This is a genomic window from Clostridium sp. MF28, from assembly GCF_002969175.1.
Taxonomy (GTDB): Bacteria; Bacillota; Clostridia; order Clostridiales; family Clostridiaceae; genus Clostridium; species Clostridium beijerinckii.
This window is the reverse complement of sequence record NZ_CP014331.1, coordinates 3,638,138-3,653,242: the sequence shown is the minus strand read 5'-3', so window position 1 is coordinate 3,653,242 and position 15,105 is coordinate 3,638,138. Positions and strand designations below refer to the sequence as shown.

10 protein-coding genes and 1 other annotated feature (1 of these 11 running past the window's edge) are annotated in these 15,105 nt (G+C 29.0%); of the genes, 3 read left to right on the top strand and 7 right to left on the bottom strand.

Going from position 1 to position 15,105, the window contains the following annotated elements; genetic code table 11:
• Window positions 1–116: a binding site (T-box leader), on the top strand (it extends 149 nt beyond the left edge of the window).
• Between the two features lie 128 nt (window positions 117–244).
• Complete coding sequence (thrS, locus tag AXY43_RS15915) at window positions 245–2,176, top strand: threonine--tRNA ligase (RefSeq protein ID WP_039772630.1); 1,932 nt, start codon at window positions 245–247, stop codon at window positions 2,174–2,176.
• 151 nt (window positions 2,177–2,327) lie between these two features.
• Here the strand turns inward: thrS and AXY43_RS15910 are convergent, their stop codons facing one another.
• Window positions 2,328–4,937, bottom strand: coding sequence for a hypothetical protein (locus tag AXY43_RS15910; RefSeq protein ID WP_039772632.1), 2,610 nt, complete (start codon window positions 4,935–4,937; stop codon window positions 2,328–2,330).
• 34 nt (window positions 4,938–4,971) lie between these two features.
• Window positions 4,972–5,562, bottom strand: a complete 591-nt coding sequence (locus AXY43_RS15905; RefSeq protein WP_023974748.1) for a 5-formyltetrahydrofolate cyclo-ligase — start codon at window positions 5,560–5,562, stop codon at window positions 4,972–4,974.
• 281 nt (window positions 5,563–5,843) lie between these two features.
• Between AXY43_RS15905 and AXY43_RS15900 the strand changes: the two genes are divergently transcribed.
• Window positions 5,844–6,461, top strand: coding sequence for a HutD family protein (locus tag AXY43_RS15900; protein ID WP_039772633.1), 618 nt, complete (start codon window positions 5,844–5,846; stop codon window positions 6,459–6,461).
• 83 nt (window positions 6,462–6,544) lie between these two features.
• On the opposite strand, the gene AXY43_RS15895 is transcribed toward AXY43_RS15900, so the two are convergent.
• From AXY43_RS15895 to AXY43_RS15880, 4 genes are all read right to left on the bottom strand, one after another.
• The gene (locus AXY43_RS15895) at window positions 6,545–6,961 is read right to left on the bottom strand and encodes a hypothetical protein (protein ID WP_011967639.1); all 417 of its coding nucleotides are present in this window, start codon (window positions 6,959–6,961) and stop codon (window positions 6,545–6,547) included.
• Window positions 6,962–7,118: 157 nt separating this feature from the next.
• Entirely contained in the window at window positions 7,119–7,706 is a 588-nt protein-coding gene (rbr, locus tag AXY43_RS15890) for a rubrerythrin (protein WP_017209758.1), read from the bottom strand.
• Between the two features lie 173 nt (window positions 7,707–7,879).
• Window positions 7,880–9,358, bottom strand: coding sequence for an ISLre2 family transposase (locus AXY43_RS15885; protein WP_077870071.1), 1,479 nt, complete (start codon window positions 9,356–9,358; stop codon window positions 7,880–7,882).
• 221 nt (window positions 9,359–9,579) lie between these two features.
• On the bottom strand, window positions 9,580–11,583 hold the full coding sequence (locus AXY43_RS15880) for a methyl-accepting chemotaxis protein (RefSeq protein ID WP_039772635.1): 2,004 nt from the start codon (window positions 11,581–11,583) through the stop codon (window positions 9,580–9,582).
• Window positions 11,584–11,919: 336 nt separating this feature from the next.
• Between AXY43_RS15880 and AXY43_RS15875 the strand changes: the two genes are divergently transcribed.
• Complete coding sequence (locus AXY43_RS15875) at window positions 11,920–12,591, top strand: helix-turn-helix domain-containing protein (protein WP_039772637.1); 672 nt, start codon at window positions 11,920–11,922, stop codon at window positions 12,589–12,591.
• A 133-nt stretch (window positions 12,592–12,724) separates the two neighbouring features.
• Here AXY43_RS15875 and AXY43_RS15870 read toward each other — a convergent pair whose 3' ends face one another.
• On the bottom strand, window positions 12,725–14,986 hold the full coding sequence (locus tag AXY43_RS15870) for a glycogen/starch/alpha-glucan phosphorylase (RefSeq protein WP_039772639.1): 2,262 nt from the start codon (window positions 14,984–14,986) through the stop codon (window positions 12,725–12,727).
• Window positions 14,987–15,105: the final 119 nt, after the last annotated feature.

The window sequence follows — 15,105 nt, the reverse complement described above, 5'->3', positions numbered from 1 at the left end:
GTGACCTATTTAACTGATTTTTAAAAAGGTTTTTAATGTTTATTTTATTTGACCTATTTTAATCAGTTTCTTCTAGGTAATTAGAGTGGAACCACGGATATTACTTCGTCTCTATTTTTAGAGATGAGGTTTTTTTGTTTGCAAAAATGCATGATTTTAGTAATAACTTTTCTTAACGATATTATTATTAAAATTTAACAAGTCACAAAATCAAAATTTTCTTAAATCTGAAAGGAGTTTTAAAATGATAAAAGTAACTTTAAAAGATGGATCAATTAAAGAATTTGAAGCTGGTTTATCTATTTATGAAATTGCCAAATCAATTAGCGAAGGTTTAGCTAGAAATGCTTGCTGCGGTATAGTTAATGGAAAGGTTGAAGACCTTAGAAAAGAAATAAATGAAGATGTTGAATTAAGCATATGCACATTTGATTCTCAAGAAGGTAAAGATGCTCTAAGACATAGCATATCTCACGTTTTAGCTTATGCCGTAAAAAGATTATTCCCTGAAACAAAGTTAGCTATAGGACCTTCAATTGCAACTGGCTTCTACTATGATTTCGATAGAGAAATTGCATTCACTGCTGCAGACTTAGAAAAACTTGAAGCAGAAATGCAAAAAATAATTAAGGAAAATCCAGAAATATCTAGATTTGAGCTTCCAAGAAATGAAGCTTTAGAATTAATGAAGGATGAACCTTACAAAGTTGAATTAATAAACGATCTTCCTGAAAATGAAATAATCTCATTCTATAAAATGGGTGATTTCACAGACTTATGTGCTGGTCCTCATCTTATGTCACTAAAATCAGTTAAAGCAATTAAACTTACTAGAAGTGCTGGTGCTTACTGGAAGGGTAATGAAAAAAATAAGATGCTTACAAGAATCTATGGTACTGCATTCTTAAAGAAAGCAGACTTAGATGCTTTCCTAGAAGCTTTAGAAGAAGCTAAAAAGAGAGATCACAATAAGCTTGGTAGAGAGTTAAAGTTGTTTACAACTGATGAAAATGTAGGTCAAGGGCTTCCATTATTAATGCCTAAAGGAGCAAAAATAGTTCAACTTCTTCAAAGATGGGTTGAAGATGAAGAAGAAAAAAGAGGTTATCTTTTAACTAAGACTCCTCTTATGGCTAAGAGTGATTTATATAAGATTTCTGGTCACTGGGATCACTATAAAGATGGTATGTTTGTATTAGGTGATGAGGAAAAAGATGATGAAGTATTTGCTTTAAGACCAATGACTTGCCCATTCCAATATACAGTTTATAATGCTGAACAACACAGCTATAGAGATCTTCCAATCAGATACGGCGAAACTTCTACTTTATTTAGAAATGAAGCTTCAGGCGAAATGCATGGTCTTATAAGAGTTAGACAATTCACTTTAGCTGATGGTCACTTAATTGTTACACCTGAACAATTGGAAGAAGAATTTAAAGGTGTACTTGAATTAATTCAATATTTAATGGGAACTTTAGGAATTGCTGAAAAGATAACTTATAGATTCTCTAAATGGGATCCAAATAATACCGAAAAATACATCAATGATCCTGATGCTTGGAATAAAACTCAAGATACAATGAGAAATATCCTAGATCATTTAAATATCAATTATGTTGAAGCTGATGATGAAGCTGCTTTCTATGGTCCAAAACTTGATTTACAATTTAGAAATGTTCATGGTAAAGAAGATACTTTATTCACAGTTCAAATTGACTTTGCTTTAGCTGAAAGATTTGATATGAGTTATGTAGATAAAGACGGAGAAAAGAAACGTCCTTATATAATCCATAGATCATCAATTGGATGTTATGAAAGAACTTTAGCTATGCTTATAGAAGAATACGCTGGTGCTTTCCCAACATGGTTATCTCCAGTTCAAACCAAAGTATTACCAATCTCTGATAAGTACAATGATTATGCTGAAGCAGTTACAAAAGCCTTAAAGAATAAAGGTATTAGAGTTGAAACTGATTATAGAGCTGAAAAGATTGGTTATAAGATTAGAGAAGCTAGACTTGAAAGAACTCCTTACATTTTAGTTGTTGGAGAAAAAGAAGCTGCTAATAATGAAGTATCTGTAAGAAGCAGAAAGAATGACGATGAAGGCGCTGTTAAATTAGATGCGTTTATCGAGAGAATCGTTAAAGAAATAGAAAATAAAGAATTATAAAATTTATATAAAAAATGAGGATGCCCTTGTAAATAAGGCATCCTCATTTTTTTAGTTTACACAATTTTTTTTACAGAGCCTAGGCTTATGTTCTTTCTGTAAAATAATATAATATTCAGTAAATCATAATAATATATCTACAATTAACCTTTTAGTAGCCACCTTCTATGTCTATATACGCATTCTTCATAGTAGTTAACTGCTTCTGCAAGTCAATAATTTTACTTCCTATATTATCAACTAGTGCATCTTTGCTTTTCAGCATCTCCTTATTTTTTTCCATAGATTCATTCACTTTTTGAATTTGATCTTCTAATTCTAAGAAGACTGAATATTCTTTTTTAAAGTAAGGCTTTTGCTTTGCTTCTTTAATTAGCAACTTTTCAGCTTCTAGCATATTGGATTCATTAATAAACTTATTCGCTTGATCCTTCCAAACCTCTATAGAAAAAATGCTTTTCAATGTTCCGATTTTATTTTTTGATTCATTGATATGCTTTTCTGCTAACTTTTTCTTATTGCACAAATCATCATAGTAAAAATATGATGGCAAGAGAACTCTTTTTTCTGAATTCATAACTAGATTTTTAAATTCACTCTCGTAGCTTCCATACCTTCTCAATAATGAGTCATAGGCTTCTGATAATTCTTTCTGGTTAATTTCTAATTCTAATTTTTCTCTCATTAGTAGTGCTAAGCTACTTTCCTCTTCCTCTTTCTTCATACAGATATCGTTATATTTTTGCTGTTTTTGTTTCCATAACTTGACCAAATCATTATAACCTTCCAGATTTATAAAATCATTATCTGAGACTAAACTTACACTCGTTATTAACATCACTGCTAATGGTACTAATTCTTCTTGCTGATTTTGGCTTACAACTATTGCATCGCTAGATAAATATAATAGAACCATAAAATAGGTATTAGAAAAATTTTTAATTAAAGACCTTTTCTCAATTAAATTTTCAATTTGAAATATAATACTAGACATATCCTTATATGAATCAATGCTCGCTAAGTCTGCTATCATATATAGAAATGTATATGGTTGAGATTTTATAACTGCTTTAATGGTCGACTCCGTCATGACATCTAAATCGAGTTTTTCATAGTAAAGCCTTTTCTCTTTATTTTCTGGTCTTTGTCTTAATTTTGTGATTATATCATAAATCTTTTCTATAAGCTCTTCTGTAATATGTGTATTTGAACCTTTATTTTTTAATGCCGAGATAGTTCTATTCATGTAATATTCATTTATTGCATCTAGCTTTTTTGTTCTTGCTTTAAAATCCTTTTTAGTGGCTAAAAGACTATAAGCTTTATCTACCATGTAATCCAATGTCTGTACAAATTTTCTTCTATTGTATATCTTCCCATAAGGCGCATTTGACAAACTTATTAATTTATAATATAAAATTAGCTTTATTTCATTATCATTAATGTTTTTTAAATTCTCTAAATTTCTATTTAGTAATTCTAAAAACTTATCTTCATTATATCTACCCAATAATTCCTTAGGTTTACTTATCAAATTAAAACTTGAAGTAATATTATTAATGATTGTATATACGATTTTAAGCTCTTTTCCTGATAGTCTTAAAAATCCATCATAAAATTTTTCATGCCTAATTTCTCGTTTTATATTTTCATTTACTAGTTCTTTAAATATTAACGCTTTTCTTTTATACTCCACTGTATTTTTATTGTAAATAATTATATTCTCATTAAATACAGCATCTTCAAAGTTTATTTTTATTTGAATACTGTTCTTTTTAGCTTCTAATTCTTTTCGTAGCTCATTATCATATAAAAATTCTATTGTTTCAACAATATCATTATATTCTTCTGTTAAGTTTAATAAACTTTCATATGCGTGTCTTAATATTCTTAATTCTTCATCCAGTGATACTTTCATCCTTTTTATTGATTCATCTTCGTCATCTAACTCCTCAGTCGATATTTTCAATTCTTGATTTTGTATCTCAGCCTTCAGAAGCTGCCCCTCTTTTTCTAGAAGAAGTTCTTCATTCTCATTAAACTTAATTTTCATTTCATTAAGCTTTTTTTCATATGTTTTATAATCCGTTTCCATATTCAATACACATTTATTTTGCATTTCTACTTTTCTATTTAATATATCTTGGATTTCTTCTAAATAAGCTTTTTCTTCTTTTATTAATATTATGATGTTATTTATTTCACTTATTCGCTTTGGAGAACTATCTACCTCAAGAATCTTTTTCCTAAGATTATTGATTAAATTTTCTCTTTGAGCAATATCGTTATTGATCTTTAAAAGTTCTTTCTTCATATATTCTATAGTACTAGGAGCACTAAAACTTAAATTCTTTATATCTAGCATCAAATTTTCTTTTTCTTTCAAATAGTAATATAGAACCTTCTGAGCTATTTTTAAAATTTCTATTGGATGTTTAGGTATCTTTCTATTTCTATCTCTTTTTGAAATGTTCTCATACCCGTTAGCCAATATAATCTCTATATTATTATAAATTTCTTCTGAAAAAGAAATATTAGACTTTAACTTAATACCATTTAGTAATGTAAGTGCAGAAACATTCATATCCATTCCACTGTCCTGCGCTATATCTCTTAAAAGCATTTCCATTACTTTTCTAACAATAATCTTTGTAACTATTGGATAATACTCGCATAAAAATTCTGCTTTTATCAGATCATCGTAGTACTTTTCTATTTTGGTTCCTTTTAGGTAACCAAAATTACTTTCAATGTATTCCATATATTCCCCCTGTTTATTTTAATCCGCCATTACATTATTCCAACTTTATAAATTCTTTCTCAGTTATAATGTAATCTACTGGTACATCATGATAACTGGTTGGAACTTTATCAAGTACTTGAAAATCATATGCTAATGCTAATTTTGTAATTCTTTTTATATTATCCTTGTTAATTTTCTTGAAATATCTATCATAAAAACCTGCTCCATAGCCAACTCTTCCCCCACGCCTGTCAAAAGCTACGCCTGGAACTATAATTAAATCAAGTTCGTTTGGATCAATATATGGATCATTTATAGATGGTTCTGGTATTCCATATGAACTCTCCAACAAATTATCCAGTGATTTAATTTCTACTGCATCCATAAGTCTAGTTTTAATTTCCGTCCTTGGAACATAAATTCTTTTATTATTATTTAAAGATTCCTTTATAAAATCTCTTGTATTTATTTCAGTGTCAAACGATATATAAACAAAAATTTTTTTTGCCAATTTATAATACTCGCTACTATAAACTGTTTCTAATATTCTTTCATCCATTTTTTCTTTTTCTGTTGCATCTATTTTTTTTCGCTTATCTAAAATTTCTTTTCTTAGTATTTTCTTATTAATAAAGCTTTCCATACAAACAACTCCTATAATTATACTTCATATCAATCATGAACTTTATATTGTTCTCAAATTAATAAATCTATAGATATTTTATCTAGCTATTCACTTTACTTATTATTTTAATTTTACTTACTAAAACATCTTATGTCTATTCTTTATATATCTAAAAATAGTAAACCTTACATAGTAGTAAAATTAATTATGCTTTATATTGTACTTATCTTTATTGATTATACATATATCTTTTAATATAATGAACATAAAATATGTGATAAATAAAGGGAGAGTAATTTATGAACTACGATGTTGAATTAATAAGAGAAAAGAGCTATAAGCCGACATTTTGGTCTGGTGGAATGGCGACAGAATTAATAACATATCCAGTAGATTCTGATTATGCAAGCCGGAACTTCTTATGGAGACTTGGTATAGCTAAAATTGATATACCGGAATCTACTTTTAGCGATCTTACAAATGTTTCACGTAAATTTATGGTTACTGAAGGCAAAATAACCCTTGATCATAAAAATAAGTATAGGAAATTACTAAAAGCCTTTGAACAAGATAGCTTCATGGGTGATTGGAAAACAAAAACTTATGGAAAAGCCTCTGTTTTTAACTTAATGACAAGAGAGAATTATAATGGTGAATTAGTTCATTTAAATATTACGCCTAGAAAAAAGTGTGTATTCAAATATCAAGTTCAATTAGATAAGGAACTTATAGCCATTTGTTTTTATGTTGTAAGTGGTAGCTTTAAATTTACTATTAACAATAAAATTTTCAAAGCTAATACTAATGATTTGCTATTGCTTAAATCCTTAAACCTAAGTTCTATACATGAATTTTTACTCTCTAGCAATTCATTAGAAATTACTAATATAATAGCAAGCGTAATTTATAGTCAATAATACTAGAATGCATTAAAAAGGCTTCATCTCAAATTACTTCTAATTTGAGATAACTCCTTTTTATTTTTCTTTTAAAATACATATTATAAACTGAAGTCCTTAATTACTACCTTAGGCTTCTTAAAGACTACCTCCTTTGTTATTTCATAGCTATCTTTATCTATAGTTATTCTATAAATATCAGGACAACCTTCTTCTCTCCATTTTTTCATATATTTTGCGGTAGCATCTATATCTGTATAATAATTTTCATCATAATAATCTGAGAATTCCAAATAAGATAATATGCATCTCTTATCTAATACTAAATTCTCTCTACCTACATTTTTACATATTGGAATAAAGAATCTTAAAGGTACTTCATATTGATATCGTCCCTTAATTTCTTTTGATTCCATAATAGCTCTTTTAAATAAAATATTTTCTTTATAATCGCTATCTATTTTTAATTTAAATATTATTTTTCCACTTTTATTCTTTTCTAATTTAGCTTTAATCATATACTCACCATCTGTCTTATTTTTATATACTTCTTTTATTTTAACACGGTAAATATGAACTGTCTAAATTTTCAAAAATACCAACGCAAAAAAGGAAACACTTAATTTAAACTTAAATATAAGTGTTCCCTCAATGCATGTCTATTTGATTTCTATATTAATAATTTTCAACAAATACTTCAAAGTATGCTTGTGGATGTGCACATGCAGGACATGCAACTGGTGCTTCTTTGCCTTCATATATAAATCCGCAATTGCCACACTTCCAAAGAGTTACTTCATCCTTCTTAAATACTGTTCCATCTTCAATATTTTTAGCTAGTTTTTTATATCTAGCCTCATGTCGTGCTTCAACTTCACTTATCTTTCTATAAACTACTGCAATTTCTGGATATCCTTCCTCTTCAGCTGTTTTTGCAAAACTTGGATAAAGGTCTGTCCATTCTTCATTTTCTCCTGAAGCTGCTGCAAGTAAGTTTTTCAATGTACTTTCGTGGAATGAGACTGGGTAAGATGCTTGTATTTCTATCTGCTCGTCAACATAATCATCCTTAAGGAATTTATAAAACCTTTTTGCATGTTCTTTTTCTTGTTCTGCTGTTTCTAAGAATATGTTCGCAATTTGCACAAACCCTTCTTTTTTAGCAATACTAGAATAGTAAGTATATCTAGTTCTAGCTTGGCTTTCCCCTGCGAATGATTTCATTAAATTTACTGCTGTTTTGCTTCCTTTTAAACTCTTCATAATCATACCTCCAATATACAAATTCTCTATATAATGATACCACTAAATAATTAAATTATCTAGGATGCTTTTAACTCTGTTTGAGTCAAGTAAAAGTTGGCAAGAATTTTATTTAATTTATTATCCATTATTTTACATCATATTTTTAGAATTTCCCTACACACGCTTTATACTTAACTATAACTAATATCACTAAATGATTTTAATCCACATAAATCACGCACTATTTTTCTACCTAGCGTTGTGGCAGCTCCGCTGTACGGAATTTGTGCGCTATTACACTTATATACCTTACATTTATTAGATTCTTTATTTGCTTGAAATACTGTTAATGGTAGTTTTGTAACTATTGTATCAATAACATTATCAGGAATAATATTTCTATAGATTTTATCCACAGTATCAAACAACCTATTACTAAATTTTTCAGATAATATTTTAGATAAATTATCTGCACCATTAATAGACCAGCTCATTTTTCTGCCCTTCATCCTTTGAGCTAATACATCACAAATATTATGTTCCATTGTACCTAAATTCCTGTATTCTATGCCTTCCGGCGCCGTAGGCATGTCTATGTTACCTCTTAATTTATATGGTGTTAATCCATCTCTATTGTGAGCTAAGTAATCATATAACTCAGTAAGCTTCTTAAATGAAACATCTTCTTCATTTGTAAGTGTCATCATATTTACAATAGCTTCTAGACCTTCATCAATTTTACCTTCTCTAAATAGTTTTAATAATTGCTTTTGGGTTCTTTTATCACTTACCTTACGCATAATTGCTTGACCTACATGAAATGGATCTAGTTGAAAATGAATGTCTTGATCCTCACAAGTTGCCTTAATCCACTTTGCTCCATCACCGTTTAATATTCTAGTTTGAATTTCGTCTACATTGTATTTTTCTGAAATTGTTGCGCTAGCAAGCTTTTTAAAGTGGCTAGAATTACTAAAACTTGCACAAGCAGTTTTATCAACAACTACATATTCTTTTTTGCTTCCTGGACGTAAAGTCCAGCCTGTATATGATACTGCTAGTTTTAACTCTTTCTTTTTATTTTTCCCTTTTGGTCTATCTTTACCTTGAAGATAGAGCCAAACTCCATCTTGCTCTTGAAACAATACTGGTACTTCCTTTTCGCCTTTTAACACACCTTTATCATCTAGTTCAATTTTACGATTTTCTAGTTCTTTAATCTTTTCTCCAACTGTTTGAACTACGTTCCAAACGCCTTGAGCACTAATTTCTTGATTACACATAGTTTTAATATTCTCAGATGTCTTTCTAAAAGAAACATCCGCCACGTTAGTCAAAATAGTTTCTACGAGATTTATAGAAACATTTCCTATAGTATCCATTCCTAAATACTCATCCAAAAGGTATTTAGTTGCTTTCTTACCATCCTCAAGTTTTAATTCATAAACACGCCTAGAATACTCTACATTCCCCATAATAGTCCTCAAACAAGTTTGCTTACGGCCTTTATTACGGTAAACCTTGCTATCTCTTTCATTAAGTAGTTTTTCATCCAAGGATTCTAATATGCTTTTTAATGCATTGCAAGCTTCATCACAAGCATATTTATAAATTCTTTTCTCTAACTCCTTGAAAGTAAATCCATTATCATTTAAACTTAATTCATACATAAATCTAACTCTATTCTATTTAGTTTCGTCAACTTAATTATAATGGATAATTTATGTATTGAGGAGATGCTTTTGCATCTCCTTTATTATTTATATAGTATTCTTTATTATCTTTGCCTACTAAAATTATACTCTAACTTTAACTCTAATTCATTATTATTCCTACAAATAAAGAACAAGTTGAATTAGATTCTTACATCAAATTCAACTTGTAATTCTACCTATGTCATTTTAAACTTACTTATTTCTTCATCTAACTTTTCCGCCAATAATTGTAGCTCATCCGCATATTTTGTGAATCTATCCATAACTGCTGTTATTTCCTCTGTTGATGCAGTTACTTCTTCTGAAGCTGAAGCAGTTTCCTGTGATATTAGTGATATATTCTCAATTTCTAATACCGCTTTTTTCTTTTTCTCATCAACATCAATAATAGAAGTCTTTATCTCATCAACCTTGCTTATCATTGTTTCAATTGATCTAAGGATTTCGCTAAATATCTCCTGTGTCTTTCCTACTGCTAAATCTTGCTCTGTCACTACACTTTCTGTAGATTTAATCGCTTTAACCGCTGTATCAGACTTACTCTGGATATTTGTAATAATAACTTTGATTTCTTCTGTTGATGATTTTGATTGTTCCGCGAGTTTTCTTATTTCCTCTGCTACAACTGCAAACCCTTTTCCTGCTTCCCCTGCTCGTGCAGATTCTATACTTGCATTTAGTGCCAGTAAATTAGTTTGCTCTGTTATTTGCGAGATTGTTTCAGATATAGTATTTATCTTTCTAGTACTTTCATCCATATCTCTAACTATGCTATCAACTTCACCTGTAGCTATTTTAGTTTTCTTTGATTTCTCTATTAGTGTATCTATCATAGATAATCCTTTAGCACCTAATTCTTTGGTGCTTGCTGATAGTTTGTCCATTTCATTAGAATTTACACTTATTTTATCTAGTCTACTAGATAAGTCATTCATTTCTGTAACTCCATTTTGAGCATTTTGCGATTGATTTGTTGCCCCTTCTGATACCTCTTCTATTGCTTTTGCAACCTCTCCTATAGATGCAGTTACTTCCTCAGACATACTTGCAAGATTCGATGACGTTTCCAAAACTGTTTTTGATGATTTAGTTACATTGTTCATAAGCTCTGAAATATTCTTTAGCATTTCATTAAATGAATTAGCTAAATCCATAAATTCATCTTTTGTAGATGAAGTAATAGAGACAGTTAAATCTCCACTTGAGGCTTTTTCAAATACTTCTTTTAATTTCTTAATATTATGTGCTATTCCTTTACTTAATAATAAAGATAAAACTATTGAAATAAAGCATATAACTACTATTATAATTAAAGTTGTAGTTAATATTGAATTTGTATCATTTGATAGCTCTTTTTCATCTAACGTCGCTACTAATTTCCAACCTGTAATATTATTAGTTTCATATACTCCAAACTTCTTTGTATTATTAAAGGTATACGTTATAAATCCCTTTTCATTAGTCTTAGCATCATTCCAAAAAGATTGTTTAGATGCTGCATCAGTTCCTAATAAATCTTTATTGGGATGCGCTATCATACTTTTACCTTCTACATCAGAAATAAAAACATATCCTGTTCTTCCTATCTTTTTCATACTTATTTTTTCTGTAAGTGTCTCTAAAGAAACATTCATAGCGCAAACTCCTATGACTTTCCCATCTCTTTCCACTGTCTTTGCAATAGACACAACATTTTTCCCTGTCTGAGCATCTGTAAACGGCAACGTTATTATTACTTTTCCTTTATTATCTGCAGCTTGCTTATACCAAGGCCTTTCTCTTGGATCAAATCCTTCTGGCATTTTACTATTAGGATATATATCAAATTTCCCATCAGTAGTTGCAAAATATGAACTAAAAATATTACTATTACTTTCTTTTAAATTCTTTAGACTTTCTGGTATGTATGCTGCTTGCTCACTCTTATCACTGTTAACAAAGTTATAATCTGTGGATGTCATAGTTATCATATTACTGAATCCATCAAAATAGCTGCTAATTCCATCATTCACTTCTAAAAGCGTTTGCTGGCTTGTTAATTTTAGTTTTTCATTAAGGATGGATTTAGCCTGTATATTGGCACCATAACCTAATATTATTAGGGGAATCACACAAATTCCTATTAAGCTAATAACTAGTTTGCTGCGAATAGTGTTAACCCTAAACTTTTTCGTTTTCATTACTATTACCCCTTTTCATAAAATTGAACAAATAACAATTTAACTTAATCAAATCTGTTATCTATTTGCATTATTTTCCCTTTTAATTTTTACAATAACAATTTACATATTCTTTTTATTATCGCACTGATAGTTCAATTTCTTTACATATATACTATAATATTATTAACTTTTAGCATAAAATCGAGTCGAAAATTATACTATTTTTACCATATTAATCTTCATTAATTACATCTACCTTACTTACTAATACTTGATTGTACTTGTACATATTTAATATAATATGTATATATTTAATATATATTTATAATAGTAGAGTGTGTGGAGGAAATTACCTTGGATAATTCATTCATATCAGATATGAGTATTTTTAATAATGACATATCATTCTTAATAAAACTTAGAGCAAAGCCGCAAATCTTAGAAATAGTTAAAAAAAAGCATTCCGATGAAATTTCCGATGAGATATCTATACAGGATAAGAAAAACGATTTGCTTATTTGGAATGCTATGTATACTAGAGAAATAGTTGAAAATGGCATTTTAACGAGATATCTTCATCCAATATACAACAAATTCTATACTTTAATCCCTACCCTTAATACTATAGACGATTTACAAACTATTGAAATACAAATGATAGATACATACATTAATCTCCTTATAAATGACGTTGAAGTGAAAGATAACTTTGTCATAAATAGAATTCTGAAGCACTTACATCTTAATATTGAAAGCCAAATCTCATTAAAAAAATTATCTGGAGAATTAAATCTATCTGAAGGCTATATATCAGATTGCTTTAAAAAACATATGGGCATGACTATTATGAAATATGCAAAAAAAATAAGAATTGATAGGGCTAAAGTATTGCTTGTAACTACAACTAGTAGCATTTTAGAAATAGGCTTAACCTTAGGTTTTCATGATCAAAGCCATTTCCATAAAGTATTTAAATCATTTACTGGTGTTTCACCTTCTGAATATAGGAACAATAATTTTGGATAATAAACAAACTTTTACTTTAATAAAAAGAAGACTAAAAACTTGAACTCTCAAATTTTTAGTCTTTCTTATCAGTTAAATTTGCTGCTAACCGGGATCGATACCACTTAAACTAAATTATTATTCTATTTATAAATTATAGCTTCCAAATATCTTCATTGTATTGAGCAATTGTACGATCTGAAGAGAAAAATCCCGCTTTGCTAATATTCATTAACACTTTTTTGTTCCAAGCTTCTCTATCTTCATAATCTTTAAATACCATATCTTTTGTGTTTATATAATCCTCAACATCAAGTAAAGTCATGAACCAATCCTTATTAACTAATTCTTTATGAAGTCTTGTAAGATTTTCTTCATCCCCAACTTTTATCATTTCATCACTTATGATAAAGTCAACCAATTCTTTTATTTCTGGCTTTTTATAGAATTCATTAGAAACATAATCTGCATTCTTATAATGCTCGATAACTTTTTCAGAAGATTCACCAAATATATAGATATTTTCAGCTCCAACTAATTCGTGAATTTCAACATTAGCTCCATCTTCAGTTCCTAGAGTTAATGCACCATTTAGCATGAACTTCATGTTACCAGTACCTGATGCTTCCTTAGATGCAAGCGAGATTTGTTCAGAAACATCACAAGCAGGTATTAACTTAGAAGCCTTAGTCACATTATAGTTTTCAACCATAATAACTTTTAGATATTTATTAACTTCTGGATCATTATTAATTATTTCTTGTAGACAAAGAATAGTATGAATTATATCTTGTGCAATTACATAAGCTGGTGCAGCCTTAGCTCCGAATATCATTGTTATAGGTGTAGTTGGCCTATTCCCCTTCTTTATATCCAGATATTTATAAATAATATAAAGTACATTCATTTGTTGTCTCTTGTACTCATGAAGTCTTTTAATTTGAATATCAAAGATAGAATTTTCATCAATTTCTACCCCTTGTGTTTCTTTTAAATATTGCTTTAATGCAATCTTATTTTCTTTTTTAATTTCCCCAATCTTACTTAACACTATTTTATCATTTATGAACTTATCTAATTCTTCTAGCTTAGCAGCATCTTTCTTATATCCATCTCCGATAAGTTCTGAAATATAATTAGCAAGTTTATTATTACAATAAATTAACCATCTTCTGAAGGTTATGCCATTAGTTTTATTATTGAATTTTTCTGGATATATATCATAGAATGGCTTTAACTCTTCTTCTTTTAAGATATCAGTATGGAGAGCAGCAACACCATTTACACTATATCCATAGTGAATATCCATATGAGCCATGTGCACTCTCATATCTTTATCTATAATAGCTACTTTTTCATCTTTAAATTTAAGTTTAGCCCGATTATCCAATTCTCTAATAATTGGTAATAAGTGTGGAACAACCTTTTGCAAATAAGCTATAGGCCACTTTTCCAAAGCTTCTGCTAATATTGTATGGTTCGTATAGGCACAAGTCTTAGATACTATTTCAATGGCTTCTGACATAGGTATGCCTCTTTCCCCGAGCAGCCTTATCAATTCAGGAATAACCATAGATGGGTGCGTATCATTAATTTGAACAACAACATGTTCATGTAATTTATGAAGATCATACCCATTTTCATCTGCTTCAAGTAATATTAATTGTGCAGCATTACTAACCATAAAATATTGTTGATATATTCTTAATAAGCGTCCAGCCTCATCACTATCATCAGGATATAAGAATAATGTTAAGTTCTTCTTAATATCTTCTTTGTCAAAATCAATTCCTTCTTTAACTAAAGTTTCATCTATTGTATCTACATCAAATAGATGAAGTTTATTTGATAATTCTTGATTATAGCCAGTTACATCTATATCATAAAGTGTTGAAGTGACTATGAATCCTGCAAATGGAACTTCAAACTTAATATCAGATTTATTTAACCAACTTTCACTTGTTATCCATGGATTCTTAACAGCTTTTTGCTTATGATCTTCAAAAACTTGTTTAAATAATCCAAAGTGATAGTTTAGTCCTACACCATCTCCATTTAATCCTAAAGTTGCAATAGAGTCTATGAAGCAAGCTGCTAATCTTCCAAGTCCACCATTTCCTAGCGAAGGTTCTAATTCAATTTCTTCAATTTCAGCTAACTTCTTACCATTCTTAGTCAAAACATCTTTAACATCTTCATAAAGACCTAAATTAATTAAGTTATTCGATAGTAATTTGCCAATTAAAAATTCAGCAGAAATATAATATAATTTTCTCTTCCCTCTATTAACACTCTTTTTCTTGATTGTTCCCTTTGTTAATTCTAATAATGCTAAATAGATTTCTTCATTACTCGCTTCTCTTGCTATCTTATTAAACCTTTTCTTTAAGATTTCGTTTAAATTTTTTTCTAACATATAATTTCCCACCTTAAATAAATTATTTATTTTTATACCCATGAGTAATATCTTCGATTTAGCCTTATTATATCAATTTACATTCAAACCGATTGTATATTTCTATTATATTTTGTATA